This is a genomic window from Chryseobacterium vrystaatense, assembly GCF_000737765.1.
Taxonomy (GTDB): domain Bacteria; phylum Bacteroidota; class Bacteroidia; order Flavobacteriales; family Weeksellaceae; genus Chryseobacterium; species Chryseobacterium vrystaatense.
Genome location: NZ_JPRI01000003.1, coordinates 499575 through 521012, shown reverse-complemented (window position 1 = coordinate 521012; position 21438 = coordinate 499575). Strand labels below are relative to the sequence as shown.

Annotated in this window: 21 protein-coding genes; 4 read left to right on the top strand and 17 right to left on the bottom strand. The window is 38.9% G+C overall.

The window, feature by feature from the left end; genetic code table 11:
- Positions 1–23: 23 nt before the first annotated feature.
- The 7 genes from IW16_RS11585 to IW16_RS11555 all read right to left on the bottom strand — a co-directional run bounded on the left by IW16_RS11585 (position 24) and on the right by IW16_RS11555 (position 7470).
- Positions 24–881 (bottom strand): DUF4240 domain-containing protein, encoded by an 858-nt coding sequence (locus IW16_RS11585; RefSeq protein WP_034744012.1) that lies wholly within the window; start codon positions 879–881, stop codon positions 24–26.
- A gap of 198 nt (positions 882–1079) precedes the next feature.
- Positions 1080–1868: an SDR family oxidoreductase gene (locus tag IW16_RS11580; protein ID WP_034744009.1), complete on the bottom strand. Its 789-nt coding sequence runs from the start codon at positions 1866–1868 to the stop codon at positions 1080–1082.
- Positions 1869–1968: 100 nt separating this feature from the next.
- Complete coding sequence (locus tag IW16_RS11575; RefSeq protein ID WP_034744006.1) at positions 1969–3135, bottom strand: cytochrome-c peroxidase; 1167 nt, start codon at positions 3133–3135, stop codon at positions 1969–1971.
- A gap of 168 nt (positions 3136–3303) precedes the next feature.
- Positions 3304–3702, bottom strand: a complete 399-nt coding sequence (locus IW16_RS11570) for a RidA family protein (protein WP_394332453.1) — start codon at positions 3700–3702, stop codon at positions 3304–3306.
- Between the two features lie 100 nt (positions 3703–3802).
- Positions 3803–4363: a Crp/Fnr family transcriptional regulator gene (locus IW16_RS11565; protein ID WP_034744312.1), complete on the bottom strand. Its 561-nt coding sequence runs from the start codon at positions 4361–4363 to the stop codon at positions 3803–3805.
- A gap of 113 nt (positions 4364–4476) precedes the next feature.
- The gene (locus tag IW16_RS11560) at positions 4477–5529 is read right to left on the bottom strand and encodes a hypothetical protein (RefSeq protein ID WP_034744003.1); all 1053 of its coding nucleotides are present in this window, start codon (positions 5527–5529) and stop codon (positions 4477–4479) included.
- 63 nt (positions 5530–5592) lie between these two features.
- Entirely contained in the window at positions 5593–7470 is a 1878-nt protein-coding gene (locus tag IW16_RS11555; protein WP_034744002.1) for a hypothetical protein, read from the bottom strand.
- A 289-nt stretch (positions 7471–7759) separates the two neighbouring features.
- Here IW16_RS11555 and IW16_RS11550 point away from each other — a divergent pair, with 289 nt between their 5' ends.
- From IW16_RS11550 to IW16_RS11540, 3 genes are all read left to right on the top strand, one after another.
- The gene (locus IW16_RS11550) at positions 7760–8362 is read left to right on the top strand and encodes a Crp/Fnr family transcriptional regulator (protein WP_394332452.1); all 603 of its coding nucleotides are present in this window, start codon (positions 7760–7762) and stop codon (positions 8360–8362) included.
- Between the two features lie 66 nt (positions 8363–8428).
- Positions 8429–9049 carry a hypothetical protein gene (locus tag IW16_RS11545; protein ID WP_034744000.1) on the top strand — a complete coding sequence of 207 codons (621 nt, stop codon included), beginning with the start codon at positions 8429–8431 and terminating at the stop codon, positions 9047–9049.
- 11 nt (positions 9050–9060) lie between these two features.
- A complete protein-coding gene (locus IW16_RS11540) occupies positions 9061–9462 on the top strand; it encodes a DoxX family protein (RefSeq protein WP_034743997.1) in 402 nt (133 codons plus the stop codon).
- A 95-nt stretch (positions 9463–9557) separates the two neighbouring features.
- On the opposite strand, the gene mug is transcribed toward IW16_RS11540, so the two are convergent.
- Complete coding sequence (mug, locus tag IW16_RS11535; RefSeq protein WP_034743995.1) at positions 9558–10058, bottom strand: G/U mismatch-specific DNA glycosylase; 501 nt, start codon at positions 10056–10058, stop codon at positions 9558–9560.
- A 191-nt stretch (positions 10059–10249) separates the two neighbouring features.
- Here mug and IW16_RS11530 point away from each other — a divergent pair, with 191 nt between their 5' ends.
- The gene (locus IW16_RS11530; RefSeq protein WP_034743993.1) at positions 10250–10552 is read left to right on the top strand and encodes a hypothetical protein; all 303 of its coding nucleotides are present in this window, start codon (positions 10250–10252) and stop codon (positions 10550–10552) included.
- A 58-nt stretch (positions 10553–10610) separates the two neighbouring features.
- Here the strand turns inward: IW16_RS11530 and IW16_RS11525 are convergent, their stop codons facing one another.
- From IW16_RS11525 to IW16_RS11485, 9 genes are all read right to left on the bottom strand, one after another.
- Positions 10611–10976: a response regulator gene (locus tag IW16_RS11525; protein ID WP_034743990.1), complete on the bottom strand. Its 366-nt coding sequence runs from the start codon at positions 10974–10976 to the stop codon at positions 10611–10613.
- Between the two features lie 40 nt (positions 10977–11016).
- On the bottom strand, positions 11017–11589 hold the full coding sequence (locus IW16_RS11520) for a chemotaxis protein CheB (protein ID WP_034744306.1): 573 nt from the start codon (positions 11587–11589) through the stop codon (positions 11017–11019).
- A gap of 11 nt (positions 11590–11600) precedes the next feature.
- On the bottom strand, positions 11601–12431 hold the full coding sequence (locus IW16_RS11515; protein ID WP_034743988.1) for a CheR family methyltransferase: 831 nt from the start codon (positions 12429–12431) through the stop codon (positions 11601–11603).
- Positions 12432–12797 (bottom strand): response regulator, encoded by a 366-nt coding sequence (locus IW16_RS11510; protein ID WP_034743986.1) that lies wholly within the window; start codon positions 12795–12797, stop codon positions 12432–12434.
- On the bottom strand, positions 12798–16409 hold the full coding sequence (locus tag IW16_RS11505; RefSeq protein ID WP_034743984.1) for a response regulator: 3612 nt from the start codon (positions 16407–16409) through the stop codon (positions 12798–12800).
- 5 nt (positions 16410–16414) lie between these two features.
- Positions 16415–17890 (bottom strand): hybrid sensor histidine kinase/response regulator, encoded by a 1476-nt coding sequence (locus IW16_RS11500; protein WP_034743982.1) that lies wholly within the window; start codon positions 17888–17890, stop codon positions 16415–16417.
- 228 nt (positions 17891–18118) lie between these two features.
- Positions 18119–18310, bottom strand: a complete 192-nt coding sequence (locus IW16_RS11495; RefSeq protein ID WP_034743979.1) for a hypothetical protein — start codon at positions 18308–18310, stop codon at positions 18119–18121.
- Positions 18311–18521: 211 nt separating this feature from the next.
- Positions 18522–20324, bottom strand: a complete 1803-nt coding sequence (locus IW16_RS11490) for a serine hydrolase (protein WP_051890134.1) — start codon at positions 20322–20324, stop codon at positions 18522–18524.
- A 118-nt stretch (positions 20325–20442) separates the two neighbouring features.
- Positions 20443–21393 (bottom strand): helix-turn-helix transcriptional regulator, encoded by a 951-nt coding sequence (locus IW16_RS11485; RefSeq protein ID WP_034743977.1) that lies wholly within the window; start codon positions 21391–21393, stop codon positions 20443–20445.
- Between the last annotated feature and the right edge of the window lie 45 nt (positions 21394–21438).

The following is a 21438-nucleotide window of genomic DNA, read 5'->3' as shown; positions in this document are numbered from 1 at the left end:
TGAATTAACCTTAGGTTCTAATCTCAGTTAGTTCTTAATGCTGCGATTTCCTCTACCAGCTTCGGGTACATTTTGTGTAAATCGGCTCCGCCCTTCGGTTCACGCTCCATGCTGCGTTCCATTCCATCGTAATCATTCTCCGGATACAATTCGTACACTGTATCTTTTATAATGGCTTCTTCATCATCATGATTTTGTGCATAGGCATCATCAGCGACGTAAAGCAATCCTTCTGCCCAGCAGTCTCCGATATTAAAGCTGTATTTCCCACCCACGAAAGACTGGATATCAGCTTTTATATCTTCAAAAAATTCTTTTCCCTTTAATATAAGCCAGCATCTGAAATAGATGAATCCATCATCAGAAAGATAATCATCAAAGACATATACTCCGTCTTCTTTCTTAAAATCACATTCCAGAATAATCGAAAGCTCTGCTATTTCAGCAGTATACAATTCACTTAATTTTTCCTGAAGCGTTTTTTCAAAAAGGATCATCCTTTCTTTGCCAAATTTGGATAAATGATCGGTAAGATTCTCGATATGTTCATCGATATCATATTCACTCCAGTGGGCTTTTTTGAACTTATTGGATTTTTCAATAGCTTCCCAAAAATAAATATCTGCTTTTTCATTATCCGAAAGCTCGGCCTTTTGGGGGATTTCATCGTTCTCCTGAATTTCGGTATATCCTTTTTTTATTTTTTGAGCGATCAGCTTTTCGGATTCTTTGATACAGTCTTTTTCATCGGCAAATTCTTTCTCTGTTTCCCGTCCTTTTGTTCCGGTTTTTCCAAAAGAGATTTTCTGTACTTTTCCTGTATACTCAATATTCCAAAATTTGTCGGACAGTTCTTCCTGATTGATAAAGTTTCTTTTCATAAGGGCTGTGATGATGTTTTTTGTAAAAAGAAAGTGAAACTACAAAAAAACATCGGAATTAAAAAGCAATTGTGCCCTGATAGCGGAGCTTTTGCATTAAATCTATGTATACCTGCTCATTTTATTTTTCAAACATCAACAATTATCATCCGTATGATTTATATTCAGGAAAGTACAGATGAAATCAATTGCTCAGAACTAATAGGTATTGTTCAGTCCTCCATCCAGAGGAATACTGGTGCCGGTAAGGTAAGAGGCATACTCTGAAGCCAAAAATGCTGCGAGATGACCATATTCTTCCGTTTTACCAAGTCTTTTCATCGGTATTTTATTTTCCCGTCCTTTTTTTATTTCTTCTCTGGATTTGCCTGTCTGCTGTGACTCGTGACTGATCAGGTTCTGAATACGTTCTGTATCGAAATATCCGGTTAAAATATTATTAACCGTAATCTGATGCTGTGCAACTTCATTGGAAAGTGTTTTCGCCCAGGCAATCACCGCAGAACGTATAGCGTTTGAAAGGGATAAATTATTGATCGGTTCTTTGACTGATAAGGAGGAAACATTGATGATACGCCCACTTTTATTTTGTATCATGTGCGGTAAGGCCAGAAGAGTCGTTTCACAGACTGTTTTAAACAGAAGGTCAAATGCTTTCTGATAGTCATCCACTCCTTTATCCAAAGCCAAACCAGGTTCCGGACCGTTGGTATTATTCACAAGAATATCAATAGAGTTCCGGCTGAAATACTCTGAAATGATGCCCCTGTAATCTTCAAAATTTGAAAAATCTGCCACCAGGTACTGATGCTTCTGATCGGGGCGGATGACGGGAAGCGAGGCAACTATATTTTCAAGTTTTGATTTGTTGCGCGCCATTACGGTAACGTTGGCCCCACATTTTGCAAGTTCCAAAGCGATCCCTAAGCCTATTCCCTGCGTAGCTGCTCCTACCAATGCATTTTTTGAAAAAAGTTGAATATTCATATCCGGATATGTATTAGTGTTGTCTACCTATAAATGTAGCAAAAAAGCTTCATATTCAAGCTAATAAATCATTAATAAACTCTGAATTTCATGCCTCCTTTTATTGAGGAAGTGCGGGAGGAAGCACCCTTTCAGGTTTGGTAGAGAGCGTCCGAAGGAATGCTTCCAGCTGACCAATTTCCTCATCAGTAAGATCAAGCAAACGCACAAAACCAGATTTTTCGGAGGAGAGTGTAATGCCTTGATGAACAGTTGAGCGTTTTTGAGAATGCTCAGGGTTTCCTCTGCTGTAAAACTGAATTACTTCTGTAAGCGTGGTCATAGAACCATTATGCATCCAGGGTCCTGTTCTTGTAACTTCGCGAAGACCCGGTACCCGAAACTTTCCGGCATCGTCAGCTTTTTTGGTCACCAGATAACGGCCAAGATCTTCCTCTTTTGAACCTAGTGCGGATGTTCCTATATTTTCGAACTGATTATTGGAAAAATACCCCGAACTGTGGCAGTTCATGCACTGAGCCTTGGTCCTGAAAAGATGCAGTCCCATCAGTTCATCATTGGTATAAATATCTGATTTTCCATCAATAAACTGATCGAATTTGGAAGTTCCACTTTTAACGGTTCTTTCAAAAGCGGCTATTGCTTTGGAAATCCTGTCCTTTGAAACGTTTTTATCGCCAAAAGCTTTCTCAAATAGCAGCTCATAGCCTTTAATTTTAGCTATTTTTCCGGCAGCAAGACCGATGTGTCCATTCATTTCTCTTTCGTCCCGGATCGGCATTTCCGACTGTTCTTCCAGTGTTGCGGCCCGCCCGTCCCAAAACAGAGATCTGGCATAGGCTACATTCAGAATACTCATAGCGTTCCGGATACCGAGCTGTCTGTCGTGTCCGAAAGAAAAAGTCCTGTTATCACACCATCCCAGTTCAGGATCATGGCAGGAAGCACAGGCAATCTGGTTGGATTTCGAGAGCCTTGGATCAAAGAACAGCGTTTTCCCCAATAATGCTTTATCTTCAGAAAAAGGATTATCCGAAGGAAATTGAATTTCAGGCAGATGACCAATTTCAGAAAAGTGAGGTATAGCTTCGGGATCCAGGATCGGTTTTGGCCAGCTGGAGGAATCTCCCGAAGAATACAGCTTCCTCAGTTCTGCGAGGAATGAGGCTTGCTCTCTGATCTCTTTCTGAACAGTATTACTGAAACAGTTATTCAAAAGAGAAACCGTAAGAAATGCAATTAATATCCAGCTGAGGACATTCTTCATGGAGCATAGGATTTTGGCAAAAATAGGGAATCTTGTAAATACATTTTAAGATTGATGAAGAAGATTCCGTTTTTTATTCAGGATCAGAATCGTTTCTATTCTATTTCAGCACTATCAAAAAACCTCCAAATCTATTTTGGAGGCTCAATGTTCTATTAATATCAGGTATTATTTAACAACTGTCGCTTCGAGTTCTACCTTTAAAGTTTCAAACAGTCCTGTAACTTCCAGCATCGTAACGGCCTGTTCGATCTGATGTTTGGTAATCCATTCCTGAAGAATAGGAAAGTGAGGCCAGAGTTCCTGAGTAGACGTTGTGTATATATTGAGTCTGACGATTCCACTGCATTGATAATCTGCCCTATTGATGACCTCTTCAAGATTGGCAATCGCCTGCTCCAGTTGTGATTTCATATCCCTGTCGCTTGAAGTTCCGTCCGGGTCAATGGCTGCCTGACCGGAACAGTATAATGTGCCTGATACATTTTTCACTTCGACGGCCTGTGAATAGCTTCTCTCTTCCTGCCATTTCCATGGATTGACGGTTCTTTTTTCCAATGTACTCATAAGTTTTGTTTTATATTTTACGGTACAAAACTGCAAAATACAGCGTCCGTATGGGTGTGACGACAATCACAATTATGAAGTGAGGAATATCACAGATCTATCAGGAAATACGGCTCAATGTTTCTCGGGAAACACCCAGATAAGCTGCAATAAGTGACTTGGGAACACGCTGGATAAGTGAGGGATATTTTTTTACCAGCTGCTCATATCTTTCTTTTATCCCTACAGTCATGGAAGAAATAATCCGCTGCTGTGCAGAAATAAAACCCAGATAAGCTTTTTCGAGGAAGAAATGCTCCAGCTTCGGAAATGAAGTACATAGTTTTCTGTAATCTTCTAGCGATAGACAAAGTACTTCGGTATCTTCTACACATTCCAGAGACATGGATGCATTGGTTTGTTTGTAGAAAGCCTGAAAATCGGTCTCCCACCAGTCTTCCATGGCAAATCCTACGATATGTTCTTTGGCTGTATCATCGGTATATACTAATTTCAGAAGGCCCTTAAGTACAAAATAATTATTGTTGACCAGCTCTCCTTCCTGAATCAGAAACTGATGTTTTTTGAATTTTTTATAGGTAAAAAAGGATGAGATATGCTCAAATTCATCATCGCTGAGAGGTACAATTTTCTCAATATGGATTCTTAACTGGCTGAACATTGGTTGTGTATTAAAGGTTAAAATTACTATTTTTCTTTTGTTGTTTTCCATTCGGTCTAAAAAAAAGCCTTCCGCAGTTGCGGAAGGTATGGATTGTTTCTGAATCCCAAATTTCAATTCTTAAATTCAGGATACTTACTTTCTATCTTTTGAATGTATTTCAAATACTCATTTTTACCCCATTTTTTAACAAACTGAGATTCAAATCCCACTGAAAAATACGTCTGAGCCCAGTCTTCTTTTTCTTTCTGCGCTTTCGATAATTCCTTTTTCCTTGCAATAAGATCATAAATCTTTTTACTGTTTTTACTAAACAGCCATAAATCTTTGTAAGTGACGGTCCGTTTTCTTTCCCCGGTATCATAAATCACCCACCCTGACTCATCTTTCCAATGTTGCTGCTGTGTCAGGAATGAATTCATTATAGAGCCGTAATTGGTAATGCCCGCATAATTATGATATGTATTGATGGTCGAGTAATTTGAATTGGTAAATATCCGGATATCATGCAGTGCAAATTCTCCCAGTTTTTCAGCAAGCTTAGGATTATCAGCTTCATCACAGGCTACCGAAAAGTAACTTCCCCCATCGTTAATGTTTCCAATCAGAGCCTTAATACTACAAAAAGCCTTTAAATCATTGAGAGGATATCCGTTTAAATATACTTCTTTACTTTTAGCTAGAAGTGTGTTAAAATAATCTTCGTCAACATCAAGAAAGTTTCTCACACCGGTCTGATTAACAATATTTTCTATTTGTTCCATCCTTTCCACATTCATAATAACCTTCTCCTCTGCCCCGAGATCTACCGCAGAATAAATATTTCCATGGTGTACAAGCGAAAAGTTTTTAAATCGGGTGGTTCTGACAATTTCCTGCACCGCTTTGTAATCTGCAAGGGTTTTAATATACTTTACAGTCCATATTGTATTCTTTGTATCCTGAAATTGCTTTTTGCCATTCTGATCTAAAACAATAAGATAATTTTTAGTTTTGACATTCTGGTCTGCAAAACCTGTATTCTCTTCATTCTCATTGATGCTTTCGCCTGTCTGAGGATTAACGCCGGTGAAATAGGCCGCATCTTCCGGCAGCCACCGGGTATAATCTTCACTGCCGGCTCCCCACTGTCCGTTTTCCCAGGGGTTTTTAAAATTATTTGCCATATCGGTATAGTTTTTAAAAGTCCGCTGCAGAAGCTCCACAGCGGGCTTGGTGGATGTTATATTTTATTCTTTTACATTTTCTTTGGGACCGCATCCGCATCCTCCGATCTGAGGTACGTCACAGCAGTCTGTAAATATCTTTTTATAAAGAAGAGCACGATCTTTCAACTCCAGTTCTTTTATAATTCCTATAGCCTGAGCTATTCGTTCTTTTTCCTGCTCCCATTTTTCTCTTTCAATTTTAAAACGATCATCAGATTCTTTGAGATTATACTCAAGGGTATTGTTCTGAAGTTCAAGAATACCATTGTTTAATTGAGCCGCTGTTACCGCAGCCATTTGCAGATTCTGATTGTAGCAGTCCAATGCTTCTCCCTGTCCCAGCAAGGCATCTACAACAAGCGATGGAGTACGCATCACTCTGTGTGTAACATCCAGAATAATTCCATCCACAGATTTCTCATTATACACCTGTTTCAATCCTTTACGCTTACGCACATATGATGTTGCTGGAAACTTGATTTCAGGATCAATACAGCTTACCGGAGTTTCTTCCACTTTTTCAATAAAGCTTGACATGGCTCCCTGATAATCATAAATGCTGCATAGATAACTGTAAACCTGATTTTTCACTTCTTTCACCGCCTCTTCATTGACCAGTATTTCCCTAAGGAGTTCCGGAAGCTGAGCCAGTTTTACAGTACGTCTGCTTTCAGGAAGTCCGTTGTAGTAGACAAAAGAAACATCGTGTAAATAGGTAATACTGAAATACTCCTGCAAAAGCTGACGAAAAACGAAGTTCAGGACACGGCTTTTATTGATATTTTCAAGTTGGCGGACAATGGTTTCTTCATTTTCAGTGATGCGAAGATTACTGCTTTCTGAGTTTACCTCAATCTGACGCATACTGTCTGCCTTGGATACATGGTGACTTACCGATCCTACAAGACTGCCTACCTGAGTCTGTACACTAGAGTTGAAGGTTGAACCTTCGGTACTGCTTCCCTGACCTCCGCCGCCACCTCCGATGGACAGGAATCCGAGATTAAGCCCAACACTTCCTCCTGCATTCCAGCCTCCTGTTTTCGATGCCGTATCTTCTTTTGAGAATCCGCTTGTAAACTGTGTTTCTTTTTCCACGGTATTCTGAAGATCATCGGCACTGGATTCACTGTAACTGTCGAGGACATTCTGAGACTGTTCCTTTTTAGCTTCATCATGTTGATAAGAACGCACGGTAATGGTCGTTCTTTCACCGGGAAGTAATGAAAAAGTTTTCACGGTCTGTCCTGCTCCATAGTCTCCGAGATAAGAAGACATTTTAAGATGCAGTACAATGCTTAAGGTTGGATTGGTTTCCTTTGGTCTCGGAATGTACAGTACTTCCGGTTTTTTGGAAAAACGTTCTACTGCAATAGGCATAAGCCCTTTAGAAAGTTTCTGAGCAATCAGATCATCGTCAATGAACTCTGCTTTTACCGCTTCTTTAATATTGAGAGAAGGAAGAACACTCTTCACTTCTGCTATTTTTGCTCCATCATTTCGGACGGCCTGCAGCTGAATCAGTTCAGGGGTATAGGTTTTTGCCTGCTGAAGTTTGTTCAGCAATGTTGTTTTTGTCACTGCCGACAGCTCTGTCGCCTGCAGCTTAATGTTCTTCTCAAGAACAGAAAAATTCTGGATAAGATTATTATCTGTTTTGATCGCTTCCTTAATTCCCTGGGTATTGAGCTGTTTTATTTCATCAATAGCCGTCCAGTACGCAGACTGCATTTGGGTGTACTGTTCTTTTTTAAACAGGTCTTTTCGGATATTAAGTCCTACGTAACTTACCGAATTGTACGTTGTCTGTTGGGGCAGGTTATAATTGAGAATTGAAGCCTGTCCTTTGTCCTCTAATTTTACAAAAGGAGATTTGGGATTACATGATGATGTGTCCATAAAAATAAATTTTTTAAAAGGTTAATAAAAAAATGATTGGTGCGCACTTTTTTGATAATTATAATCACTTCTATGTGATTTTAATCAAAAGTATATGTGCATTGCGACAAAACCTGACGTAATAAAAATTAACTGAAAAACAATTTATAGTGAATTTTGTTCACTCAAAAAAAAGTATACGGTTACTCTGTTTCAGCAATCTCTGAAATCAATATTTACGTACCTTTGTATACTCCTGCGCTGTTTATCAGCAGGACATGATATTCCAACCTACTGAACGCCTTACCTTATGATGGAAAGTGATAATGTAATTTCCCAGCTAATCAATCATTTTAAAGAAATAATCACTTTAGAAGACCAAGACATTGAGGCCATTGTTTCTAAATTAGAAATTGTACATCTCCAAAAAAAAGACTGCCTCCTTAGAGAAGGACAGGTTTCAAAGCATATGCGTTTTATTGCAAAAGGAAGTCTGCATGCCTATTATACGGATGAAAAAGGAAAGGAAAATACGACTCAGCTGGGTATCGAAAACTGGTGGGTGAATGATCTGTACAGCTATCTGAGCGGACAGCCTTCGAGAATGTGCATTCAGGCTAATGAAGGGACGACTGTGATACAGATCAGTAAAGAAAATCTGGAATTACTCTATAAAGAAGTTCCTTCCATCTCAGATTTCTGGCGTCTAAAAATGCAGAGTGCCTACGTCACCCTTCAGGAAAGAACATTTGAACATTCAAGAGTCGACGCGTACACAAAATACAGGAATTTCGTTTCTGCTTACCGAAATATAGAACAGCGTTTTCCGCAGTTTATGATCGCCTCTTACCTGGGAATTACGGTAGAATATCTGAGCTATCTTCGAAAAAAACACCTGTCTGACGTTTCTTAAGATTTCTTAAGTTGATTCCGCTGTGCCGTGAATAATTTTGCTCTCAGATTTTAAACGAGTAAAATTATGAAGGTAAAATATGCGGCTGTGTCTGCTCTTATCATGTCACTTTCGGGACTTACTGCCCAACAACTTTCCTACACCCCTGATATTGTTCTGGGACACCGTTCCTATACCTATATGCACAATATCAATTACCAGCTGAATGACAGACTCAAAATTAACAACCTTACCTTATTTGACACTGAATATACAAAGGACAAAAACAACATTTTCTTTATAAGAAATACATTATCATACAGCCTCCACAAAAGATTTAACATGAATGCAGCTTTCGGAATAAAAAACCCCGGTGCTTTTTTCAGCATGTCCGCCCAGTACAGGATAACCGCCTCTTCGTTTTCTTTTTCTTACTCTATCGGAGCGACTTACCAGAAAGGATACTCTCTTGAACAGTCTGTGTCTTTTGAATATGCTCCGCACCTGAAAGAGAATATTAAGGGATATTTCAGTGTACTGGCCATTGGAAACTTGGATGACAGCGGCTATCCTAGAGGTCTGCAGTTTATTCGTCTGGGGCTCAAACAGGATAAAATAATGTACGGAATCGCTACTAATTTTGACCAGTTTAACAATGCTGAAAAGACCCTCGAAAATATAGGAGCTTTTATAAAATATAACTTTTAAACAATCATATAATGAACAGAAACATTGATTTAGGAATTTTAATTACAAGAATAGCCGTCGGATTTCCGATGATGGTTTATGGAGTCAGCAAACTGATACATGGAGTTGGGTTTATAGAAAATATGATGGCTCAGTACGGTCTTCCCCCCTTCCTGGCTTATGGTGTATTTTTGGGTGAAATTATTGCTCCCGTTATGATCATTTTAGGATTTCGCATACGGCTGGCAGGATTGGTTTTTGCGGCTAACTGCTTTACAGCTGTCATCCTTGCTCAGACCGGCAGTATATTTAAGCTTAATGAATTCGGCGGATGGGCATTGGAGCTGTTGGCAATTTACTTTCTTGTAAGTTTAAACTTCTTTTTTACCGGAGCGGGAAAATATGCTGTTTCGAAGAATAATAAGTGGGATTAAGAGGGCTTCGCAACCTATTTTGAGCAATACTGCTCTGTACTGAAGAGGCTGTCTGAAATGACAGTCTTTTCCTGTCTCTTATTTTAGAATTCGGCTTATTTCTGAATCTTTTTATAAAATGCTCCATACGATTCTACAAGATTATCAAGGCTAAATCCTCTGTTCAAACCACTTGTATTAGGTAAAACCCATACTTTGGAACCACAAAAGTCATCCGGTTGAACACCCCATGGAATTTCCTTTTTAGCAGAGAAAGCTTTGTATGCCGCTTTACCAAGAAATACAATATACTCAGGCTTAAATTCTGTTATTTTTGTTTTAAAAGATTCCAGGGAACTGTCAAATTCATCTTTTGAAAGCTCATCTGCGCGGGATGTTGCTCTTGCTACAGCAGTCGTAAGCCCATATCCAAAATCCAATATGCTTCTGTCATCTTCAGCTTCGATCTGGTAAGGCGTAAATCCTGCTTTATGGAGGACTTTCCAGAACCGGTTACTGCGTCCCGAAAAATGATGACCGTCTTCTGCTGATTTCAGTCCCGGATTAATTCCGCAAAAAATGACCGTGAGGTCTTTAGCAATGATATCTTTTAGCATAGGTACTTATAGATTTTAGTTTTTGGAATCCCAATTTCAGACAGGTTCCTGAAATGGTCTCTCAACAGCAAGATAATATTTATTTTAAAATAGTCAATGGTCATCTTCGTTTCCGCTGATTATCAATTAAAAAAAACTTAAAAAAACAATTATGGCATAAATATTAATGTATATAATATAAATACACCAAGATGGAAAATATGTTACAAAATATCGACCTGATCCATCGGTACTTTTCAGCCAGTATAAAAGACCAGTTTCGCATCAGCGTTGATTTGGACGGTGAATATATCTTTACCCAGAACATTGTTTCTAAAAAGACGATCATCGCCTCTACATTTACCCATAAAATACTGTCTGATCCTCAGTTGAAATTGTTTTTATCTGCACTGATTGCCGAAATCAACAGCGGAAGATGCACTGTGGATGCTATCCGTAACCGAATGAGACATTTCGATGAAGTACGGCATCGGCCGTTCAGAAGGATTATTTAAAGAAAAAATCCCTACACTGTAAGGATTTTTATCGTTTTTAGCTTTAATCGTTATAAGCCTATGCTTTTAAATATTTTGCTACTTTATCTTCCAGATCATCCAAATTAAATGGTTTCGCCACATAATCATCAGCCTGTGCTTCTTCAGCCAGTCTTACAATATCATTATTGGCAGTTACATAAATGACCGGAATAGATTTGAATTCCTCATGACTTTTTAAAAGTTTGGTAGCCTCTACTCCACCGATCTTTGGAATCCAGTTGTCCATCAGAATAACATCCGGCTGAAACTGGGATACTTTTTCCAATATATCATGAGATGTTTCTGAAATTTCGACCTGATAACCATTCTCTTCGAAAATGATGGTAATTACCTCTAAAATAGTTGTATCATCATCAAAAATCAAAATTTTCTTTGTGCTCATAGTAGTTCTATTTAATCTTAAGTTTGTTTTACTCTTTTATTTACAGTTCGTTGATATAATCTGCCAAATTATTGGGTGTAATGATCAGGTCATAGTCTACTTCTTCCACGGCATGTCTTGGCATATAATCCACCTCAGCAGTTTCCGGTTCCTGAATCCAGACTTTCCCATTATTTTTTTTGATAAATCCCAAACCCTCCACGCCATCGGCATTAGCTCCGGAAAGCAGAACACCTACAAGGTTTTCACCATAAATTTCTGCTGCCGATTTGAATGTAACATCAATGGACGGACGGGAATAATTCATTTTTTCTGAAAAGTCCAGTGACATCATCTTTTTATTTTCAAATAATAAATGATAATCAGCAGGAACTACATATATTTTATTATTTTGAATTTCTGTTTTATCATCAATTTCAATGACTTCCATGCTCACAAACTGCTGAAGCAGAGTCTGGAGAACGTTTGTTGAAGATGCTTTCCGATGTACCACAAGCACAATGGAAAAGCGCAGTTCACTTTTTAATTTTTTCAGCATTTCCAGAATGACCTGCAGACTTCCTGCGGATCCTCCTATCACCACCAGTTCTGTCTTTGTGTTTTTGGGCTCCATAGTCAATGTTTTTAGATATGTTCTGTTTTCTTCCATATCCGCTGATCATCGACCTGATGGTAGATCTTATCCAGTTTTGAAAATCTGATGGTTTCTTTCGAACCTAAAGCCAGATAGCCTAAATTTTCAAGACTGTTATCGAAAAGCTTAAAGACCCTTTCCTGCAGTTCCCGGTCAAAATAGATCAGTACATTTCTGCAGATGATCAGCTGGAAACTGTTAAAAGAACTGTCCGAAACCAGATTATGAGTAGACAATATCAGTTTTTCCTTTAAACTTTTATCAAATTGGACACTGTCATAATTGGCAGTATAGTAATCTGAAAAATCATTTTTCCCTCCGGACAACATATAGTTCTCTGAGTAGAGTTTCATCTGCTGCAGTGGAAAAACGCCTGCCCGTGCTGTCTCCAAAACAGTAGGATTAAGATCTGTTCCGTAAATCAGGGATTTGTGGTACAGGTTGGCCTCTTTAAGCAAAATGGCCATTGAATAAGCCTCTTCACCTGTAGAACAGCCTGCGACCCAAATTCTGATCAGCGGATAGGTTCCCAACTGAGGCAATATCTTTTCCCTCAGTTTTTTAAAGAAAAGGGGATCCCGGAACATTTCTGTGACATTCACCGTAATTTCTTCCACGAAGCGCTTCAGGTATTCCGGATCATTGAGCACGGTATACCTCAGTTCCGCAAAACTGGTAAACCTGTCTATCAGGCAGATCCTGTTGACCCTGCGTTTAAAAGAAGCCCTGCTATACTCTGAAAAATCATACCCATACATCTCATAAACATCTTTTATCAAGTATTCTACTTCTTCATCTTTTACGATACTTGGTTCCAGCATTTAGGACAGTTTTTCGATGGCGATAATTAACTGGTCTACGTCAACAGGTTTTGAGACATAGTCCTGAGCTCCAACGTCCAGGCATTTCTGGCGGTCTTCCGGCATGGCCTGAGCTGTAACGGCAATTACAGGAATCTCACTCATTGACGGTGTATTTCTAATCATCCTGATGGCTTCATATCCATCCATTTCCGGCATCATCATATCCATAAGGACGATGTCTATCGTTTTTTCTTTTAAAATCTGAATGGCTTCCTGGGCCATTGTGCAGCTTTCAATCTGATACCCTCGTGATTTCAGCGTCAGTTTCAGTGCAAATATATTACGTGGATCATCGTCCACAATCAAAATTTTCTTATTCATCATTTAACTTTCATATAACCAGACACGCAGTAAGGACAGTAACTGATCGATATCTACAGGTTTAGAGATATAATCTGAAGCTCCGGCCACGATGCATTTCTCACGGTCTCCTATCATGGATTTTGCTGTAACAGCAATGATTGGCAGCCTTGTGAAGACCGGCATTTTTCTGATCTCTCTTATGGTTTCGTATCCATCCATTTCAGGCATCATCATATCCATTAAAATAACGTCAATATCTTTATGTTCTTTGAGCTGTTCCAAAGCATGCTTTCCGTCCATAGCAACTACAACCTCTACTTTATATTTTTCCAAAGCTTTGGTCAGAGAGAAGATATTGCGGACGTCATCATCGGTGATTAATATTTTTTTACCGCTCAGAACTTCCGTTAATGATCCCAAAACTTTATTTCTTGCCATCTCGACGGAGTTGTTTTTTTCTTCCACCAAATGTAAGAATAAACCTACTTCATCTAAAATCCTTTCGTAAGAATGGGCCGTTTTTACAACAATAGAATCTGCATACTGCTTGATCTTAAGTTCTTCTGATTTGGATAAGCTGTGTTCTGTAAAAATAATAATCGGAAGGTTCTCCAGTCCTTCGTAACTTTTGATGGATTCGATGACCTTGTATTCACTGCTTCTGGAATCTCCGATATCTAAAATCACACAGTCAATATGATCTGAAGTCAGGGCTTTAACGCTGTCTTCAACGTTATTTTCTACTGATAATGAAATATTGAAATTGCTTAAATAGTAGGATAATGCTTTGGCATGCTTGGCATTATGCTCTACAATCAGAACTTTTTGCGGTGACATTTGCAGGGCATCTTCAATTTTTTTGAAGACATCGGTCATTTTATCTAAGGCTAACGGCTTATTAATAAAATCAATAGCCCCCTTCATTAAACTTTCTTTTTCAAGCTGCAGCACAGACATCATATGCACCGGAATATGCCTGGTGGCAGAATTGGCTTTAAGCTCATCCATCACCTTCCAACCGTCTTTCACAGGCAATTGGACATCCAGTAAAATAGCCTGGGGATGGTATTGAACAGCAGCTGATAAAGCATAATCTCCTCTTACGACCACAACTCCCTTATACTTATTCATTCGGGTATATTTGAGGAGCGCTTTGGCAAAGTTGATATCATCTTCTACGATCAGTATCACTTTATCCTCAGGAGTGATCCCGTCTCTGTCGTCATCTACGTCTTCCGGAATTTCCAGATTCTCCAGATGCAGGGTTGTTTCGGATTCTGTATCTTCAAGAATATTCTGAATTTCTTCGACATCTTCGCGGATGGTATCTACCAAATGAAGATCGTTTTCCGGCTGAACTGTTTCAGATAAAGCTTTTACAGGGATAATCAGACTGAATTCGCTTCCTTCATCTACTTTGCTTTTCAGGGTTAATTCTCCACCCAGTAATCTTGCAATTTCTCTGCTTATGGAAAGTCCCAATCCTGTTCCTCCAAATTTACGGCGTGTAGATCCGTCTGCCTGTTGGAAGGCTTCAAAAATAATGGCCTGTTTTTCTTCGGGAATTCCTATTCCTGTATCTTTCACACTGAAGACTATGAAGTCTTTATTTTCAGTATCTTTTCTTATATTTAAAGTGATGCTTCCTTCTGTGGTAAACTTGATTGCATTGGAAAGAAGGTTACGTAAGACCTGGTCTACACGCAGTCTGTCGGTTTCAATCGTTTTTTCAACCTCTTCTTCTACATGAATATCAAATTGGATCTGTTTTTCCTGAATAATCGGATTAAACAGACTTCTTAAATCTCTGATCACGTCATTCACCACCACATCATGATATTCAAGAGTCATTTTTCCTGATTCTATTTTGGCAAGATCTAAGATTTCATCAATAAGCGTCAACAGGCTGCTTCCTGAGCTCTGTATTACTTTTGCTGATTCTACCTGATCTTCATTCAGATTTTCATCAGGATTTTCAGCCATTAATCTTGAAAGCAACAGGATTGAATTCAGTGGTGTTCTTAGTTCGTGGGACATATTGGCCAGAAACTCGGATTTGTATTTGGTACTTAAAGCAAGTTCTTCTACTTTTTTCTGGATCTCACCATTTCTTTGGGCGATCATATGATTTCTTTCTTCCAGAAGTCTTGACCGCTCTTCCAATTCAGCATTTGCCTGCATCAGCTCTTCCTGCTGTACTTTAAGTTCTTCTTCAGATGCCTGTAATTTTTGAGTTTGCGCTTCCAGTTCCGTATTCAGGTTTTCCAGTTCGGAATGCTGTACCTGTAATTCTTCAGATTGTGCCTGGGTTTCTTCCAGTAACTGCTGTTCTTTCTCACGGCCTTTTGCGGCATTTAGAGCAATTCCGATATTGCGGCTGCATTCTTCAAAATAATCCAGTCTGTCCTGGTCAAAATCTGAACCGGACCCCAATTCTACGATTCCGATGCAATGACCGTCAGCATGAACTGGCAGTAATAATATTCCGTTTATTTTTATTCTGCTGCTGGCAAAACTTGCCACAAAATCCTCTTCAAGAAGATTGTTGTAAACCTGCATTTTTTCATTGGTAAAAGCCTGCCCTACCATTCCCTCTCCCGGTTCGAAAGATTTTTTCATGGTATTTTCCAGACCAAAAGAAGTATTGAGTCTAAGTGTTCCGTCATCAAATATGTAGAGTGCACCGTTGATGCATTTACCATATTCAACAAGCTGGTTTAAAGAGGCTTCGGAAACTTCTTTCACCGATTTATTTCCTACCAGAGATTCGTTCAGTAAAGCTAGTCCTTTCTGGCGCCAGTCGCTTTTGTTGATCTTATCAAAAGATTTCTTCAGAGAATCGGTCATATGATTCAGAGAATCTACCAGATCTCCGAGATCATCCTGGGAGTGGTCTACTGCTCGCTGGCTGTAATCGCCATTGGCTACTCTGTTGGCAATCTGCTGAATAGCACTTACACGTCTGCTTATTTCCAGGTCTTTAGACCGTAATTCATTCTCCAGTTTATCTCTGCGGATCAGATCTGCCCTTAGTTTGACATAAAAGAATATGGTCACCACGATCGCTGCTATTGCAGAAATAATGATAAACATAACGGTCGTACCGGATGAACGGTTGAGATCTTTATTTTTAATTTCAAGCTGACTCTCTTCATACTGTACAAAATCGCGGACGATCTGACGGCATTTGTCCATATAGCTTTTGCTCATCAGGATCTGCTGCTGAGTCATGACAATACCGTTCCTTCTGTTCTGCACAAACTGCTTCAGATTATCAACATTGCTGTTCACATTTTTTTCTAAGGCATCTAAACGCTGAAGCTGATTCTTATCTTTAATATCTAAAGCTTTAGCACGATCAAAAGCTTTTGTATATTCGCTTAAACTACGGTTGTATGGTTCCAGAAAATTTTCTTTTCCGGTAAGCTGGTAGCCTCTGTTACCTGTTTCGGCATCCAGAAGAGCGACAAGAACATCTTTCACAGCGGTGATCGACTTCCGGCTTTGGGAAAGGCTTTCACGGTGATCCATCTGTCTCTGGATACTCATGTAGGATGCTACTGAACTTGCAATTAAGATCAGCAAAGATAATCCTACCCCAAACTGAAGATTTCTGATTATTTTTTTCGGCATGCGATTTAATTTAAAGGTAAAGTGAAGTAGAAAGTAGAACCTTCCTCTAATTTACTGGATACCCCGATTGTTCCATGGTGCTGCTTAATGATCTCTGAACAGATAAACAGCCCGATCCCCATTCCCTGAAACTGCAGTGAAGATTCTTCTACACGGTAAAATTTGCGGAATACGGCATCCTGTTTGAAATCGGGAATTCCAATACCAAAATCAGTAACACTTACTTTTACTTCCTGTTTTTCCTCATCTACAAATGCAGTGATGATCACCTGGTTATTTTGAGGAGAATATTTAATGGCATTCGTCAGGAAATTAATAAGAACCTGTTCTATGCGTATCTCATCAAAAGGAATCAGGATTTCAGGGTCTATACTGTGCCTTTTTATTTTGACTTTATTTTCGTCATGAGTCTGTATAATGGTTTCAACAGCATTGCTGATGACATTTTCAAGACTGGTCGGTTTTCTGTTGATTTTAAGTTTGCCGTTTTCTATTTTTGAAACATCAAGCAGGTCGGTGATCAAAGTGTTCAGTTTTTCGATCTGATCCTGAACTTTGACCATAAAACCAGCTTCTGCACTTTGCTTATCCAGTTTCAATTTACGGTCTAACAGCTGAACATACGCTTTTATACTCGTGAGAGGGGTCTTCAGTTCGTGACTGGCAATACTCAGGAATTCATCTTTTTCCTTTTCCACTTTTTTCTGATCATCGATATCAGTAAAAGTTCCTACCCAGTTTTTGATCCCGTTTCCGTCATTTACAGGGGTGATCCGTAACAGATGATAGCGGTATTCTCCGGAATCAATATTTTTTATTCGGACCTCAAGTTCGAGTGCCCTGTTCTTTTTTCTGCAACGGTCAAATTCTTCTCTGATATTGAGATCATCAGGATGAACATCCGGAAAATCGACATCTGTTTCTGAATATTGATACCATTTAAGGTTAACAAATTCTATATTTCCCTCTTCATTCAGAGTAAAAGCAATCTGTGGAAGGGATTCAAGCATCAACTGAAAATGGTCGATCTGGGACTTCATGGTCACCTGCGATTCCCTTCTGCCTTTAACTTCCAGTTCCAGGCTCTGCTGCGTCTTTTTCATCGCCAGACTTTGCTCCTGAAGACTGTAGAAGGTTTTAACTTTAAGCAAAAGAATTTCGGGATCTACCGGTTTGGTCACATAGTCCTTTCCTCCTGAAGCATATCCTTTGGTAATAAATTTCTTCTCAGTGCTTACGGCCGATAAAAATATGATGGGGACTTCTTTTGTTTTGCTATAGTCGGCAAGTGTTTCAGCCACTTCAAATCCATCCATCCCGGGCATCTGCACATCTAAAATAATCAGTGCATAATTATTTTTTATGGCTTTCCCTAATGCCTCTTCTCCGGAATTGGCTGTATCTACCTGAAAATCTTTAGATTCCAGCAGTTTTTTCAGTGAGTAAAGATTACTTTGGTTGTCATCAACAATTAAGATCATAAGATGAATCAGTACTTGTGGTTTGTATATTTTTAGTAGTGCCAAAAATACTCACAAAAATTCGAAAAACGTTTATTTTTTAATCATTTTATGCCCACATACCACACATATACACTTATAAATCAATTTTTAAAATAAATATTACTAAAAATATTATTATACTCAAAAAATCATTCAATATGTTAGATAAATGACATCATACCAGTACTTATTTATTCTTCAAAAAAGCTAATGTTTTAAAAATTCCAGCCATTCCTGTAACAAATCTCTGATATCTGGCAGCGGAAAAGTTTCCGGCTGACCGTCAATTATAAATTCAGGATACCTAATTTTCAAATCAATATGCTCCAACACCATAGAGTCATAAGGTTCCCAATCCGTATCCGGCGTATGGATCAGAAAGAAATCGATTTCCTTCAAAAGAAATTCTGTTCGGGAGCTATCTAAACTATCCAAAAACAGCAACAGGTTATTTTCATTAACCCATTATTTATCCTCCTGCACTGATATACAAGATTCCCATCGAAATTTACCTTACGGAATTCCAATCCGTATTGATCTTTTTTACTGATCATTATTTTATATTTTACCTATGTAAATACTGCCTTCCCATAGAGAAGGCAGTTGTTTATTATAATGTTTTTAAAGCTTTTAAAGCATTTTCATTTTTCGGATTGATGTCCAGTACTTTTTTATAATTCTCCCTGGCTTTGTCCTTTTGTCCGGCATTCAGGTAAGCTTCCCCTAAGCTGTCGTAGACATTTTCACTTTTGGGATACAATGCCGCATTCACGCGGAACATGTCAATGGCTTTTGTGAATTCTTTATTTCGAAGCATGCTGTAGCCTACTCCATTCAGGTAACCTTCTGAGAGAAGATCATGACCTGCATCTTCATTTCTGGCTTTCTGATAAGCTTCCAGACCTTTGTCAAAATTTCCATTCAGCACCAATTCCAAAGGTGTTTTTTCTTCTGCCCCCATCTGTGGATCTGTGGATCTTATTTTTCCGTCAGCAAAGACCTGTATAATATCTTTTTTACCGGTAACGGCATTTTTTTCAAATTTTACCGTAAAGTTCCAGTTACGAAATACATACTTATTTTCCCCTACTTTGGTCATTTCCACCGGAGTGTCTGTATCGTTGGACATCATCAGCTTTCCATTTTCAAGGTAGATTCTGGAAAAGCCATATTTTCTACTTTTATAACGTCCGATATTGCTGAAATCAGTCTGATTTAAAGGTTGTATTGTCTGAACCGGAAAATTAAATGACGGCCAGTGATAGACCTCTGCCACCGAACGGACGAGCTCTTCTACAAAATCAGGTTTATTGGTATTCGTTAGTACAACAATTCCGTCACCGCTAGTTTTACTGGCTATAAATCTACTGGAAAACCCTTCATTCCAGCCGCCATGATTGAAGTACATGTGACCACTTCTGTTTTCCAGAAAGATCCCCAATCCCATAAAAGGATCGATCAATGAAGTGGTAAACTGTTCAGCAGTCTTTTGTGAAATAACAGTACTGCTTTTCCCACTCAGGGTATTCTGAACATCTATAACAAATTTAGACAAATCTTCTGCGGTGGTCCATAAACCGGCAGCTGCCTGTTCAGGATAGGTATGAGATTTCCCCGGAACTTTCTGCCCGGTTTCGGTATATGCTGAAGCTTCATATTGTGCCATGGCTTCAGGAAGTGGCTGGGAAAAAGTACTGTGTTTCATATTCAGTGGCTGCAGTACTTTTTCGTTCATAATGGAAGTAAAGTCTTTTCCTTCTATATCAATAAGCATCTGCTGCAAAACACAGTATCCTCCTCCGGCGTATCTGAAAGGTGTTCCGGGAGTTTTATCAACCACAACAGCGCCTGTATTGGAAGGGCTTTGTCCTTTTAAAACCTGAATCAGCGTAGGAATAGGTTTCCCTTTTTCATATCCTGGAAATCCACTTACCGTAAAACCGGCGGTGTGGCTGACTATATTTTTTAAAGTAACTTTTTTCTCTTTTGTGAATTCATTGTCCGGAACTTTCCAGGATTTCAGATAAGAATTGACATCAGCATCCGGGTTTATTTTTCCTGCTTCTACTTCTGTTAATGCAGCATAGGAACTGACAGGCTTGCTCATAGAAGCAGCCTGAAAAAGTGTTTGGGCATTGACAGGTGTTTTAGATTCTACATCAGCAAAGCCATAGGTTTTACTCCATATTACTTTAGAATTTTTGATAACAGCAATACTGACACCGGGCACATTGTAATGTTTCATCCTGGATTCTAACGTCCAAAGAGGTTCGCCCTGAAAACGAACGACAGGCATCAGTCCTGCTTCTACTTTAGAAATTTCTTTTTTTAATTGTTCTTTGGTCTGTGCTGATACCGGCATGTACGTCATTCCGATGATGAGCGCAATATAACAGGGTGTTTTGGTTTTCATTCTATTTTCTAAAGTTTTGTTCAAAATTAACTAATTTTTAGTATGGGCTGTGCAGCTCTTTTAAGCTTTTTAAAAATCAGCCGAATTTTACTTATAGACACCCTAGTCTCGGTATTTATTACATCATCGCATACTGTTTCGGCTTCATTCCCATATGTTCTTTAAACAGCTTTGAAAAATGACTTAGATTGGTAAAGCCGAGCCTGTATCCTACTTCTGAAACAGAATACTTTTTTGCCTGCAGAAGAAGAGCGGCTTCTTTCATCCTGAATCCCTGATAATAGCTGAATATACTGTCGCCAAATATCTGCCTGAAAAGACGTTTCAGTTTAGTTGGGCTCATTCCTGCCTGGGATGCCAGTTCTCCGATGACCGGAGGTACGTCCAGATGCTGAAGGATCTGATCCTTAACTTTATAAATGATTTGTATGTCGTGACTATTCAGCGCATACAGACGTTTTTCATCCCGCTTTTCCAATTCCATGAGTAGTCTACAGATCAGTTCTTCAGCCTTGATTCTCATAAAAAACAGCTCAAAAATTTCATCAGACGGTTGTGATACAATCTCTTCTACGGTCTCCTGTAAGGAGGGATAAATCATTTGCTCAAAAAGATAAGGCTGCGAATTCTGTAATAAGCTTTGTAAAACAGGTGATTGATCCGATAAGAGAAAAAGGCCTTTCAGATAGTCTGCATCGACTTCGATATTGATGGTTGATTTATTTGAATGAATCGAAATCACATCATCCGTATTGATACGGCTGGTCGCAATTAAAACGGAAGGCACTTCCCTGGTCATTTTTTTGCCTGATAATGTATCAGGAAAAATATTTTGAAACTTAAAAAACAGCATCCTCTTGGCAGTATTCCGGTCCGGGTTTTCAATGATGATGTCTTCATTGAGCTCATAGTTACTGATCAACATCCGGATATGATCATTAAAGATAAATCCGGTACAATATCCTTTACCAAATTGAGATGGAATCTCTAGCCTTCTCTGCTTTATTTCTGTTCCTAATAAAGAGGCCAGCTTTTTAAGAACATCCGGAATGGTATCAGTATTTTTCATAAAAAGTCTTTTACAGATATTTTCACGTCTAAAGTAATTATTTTA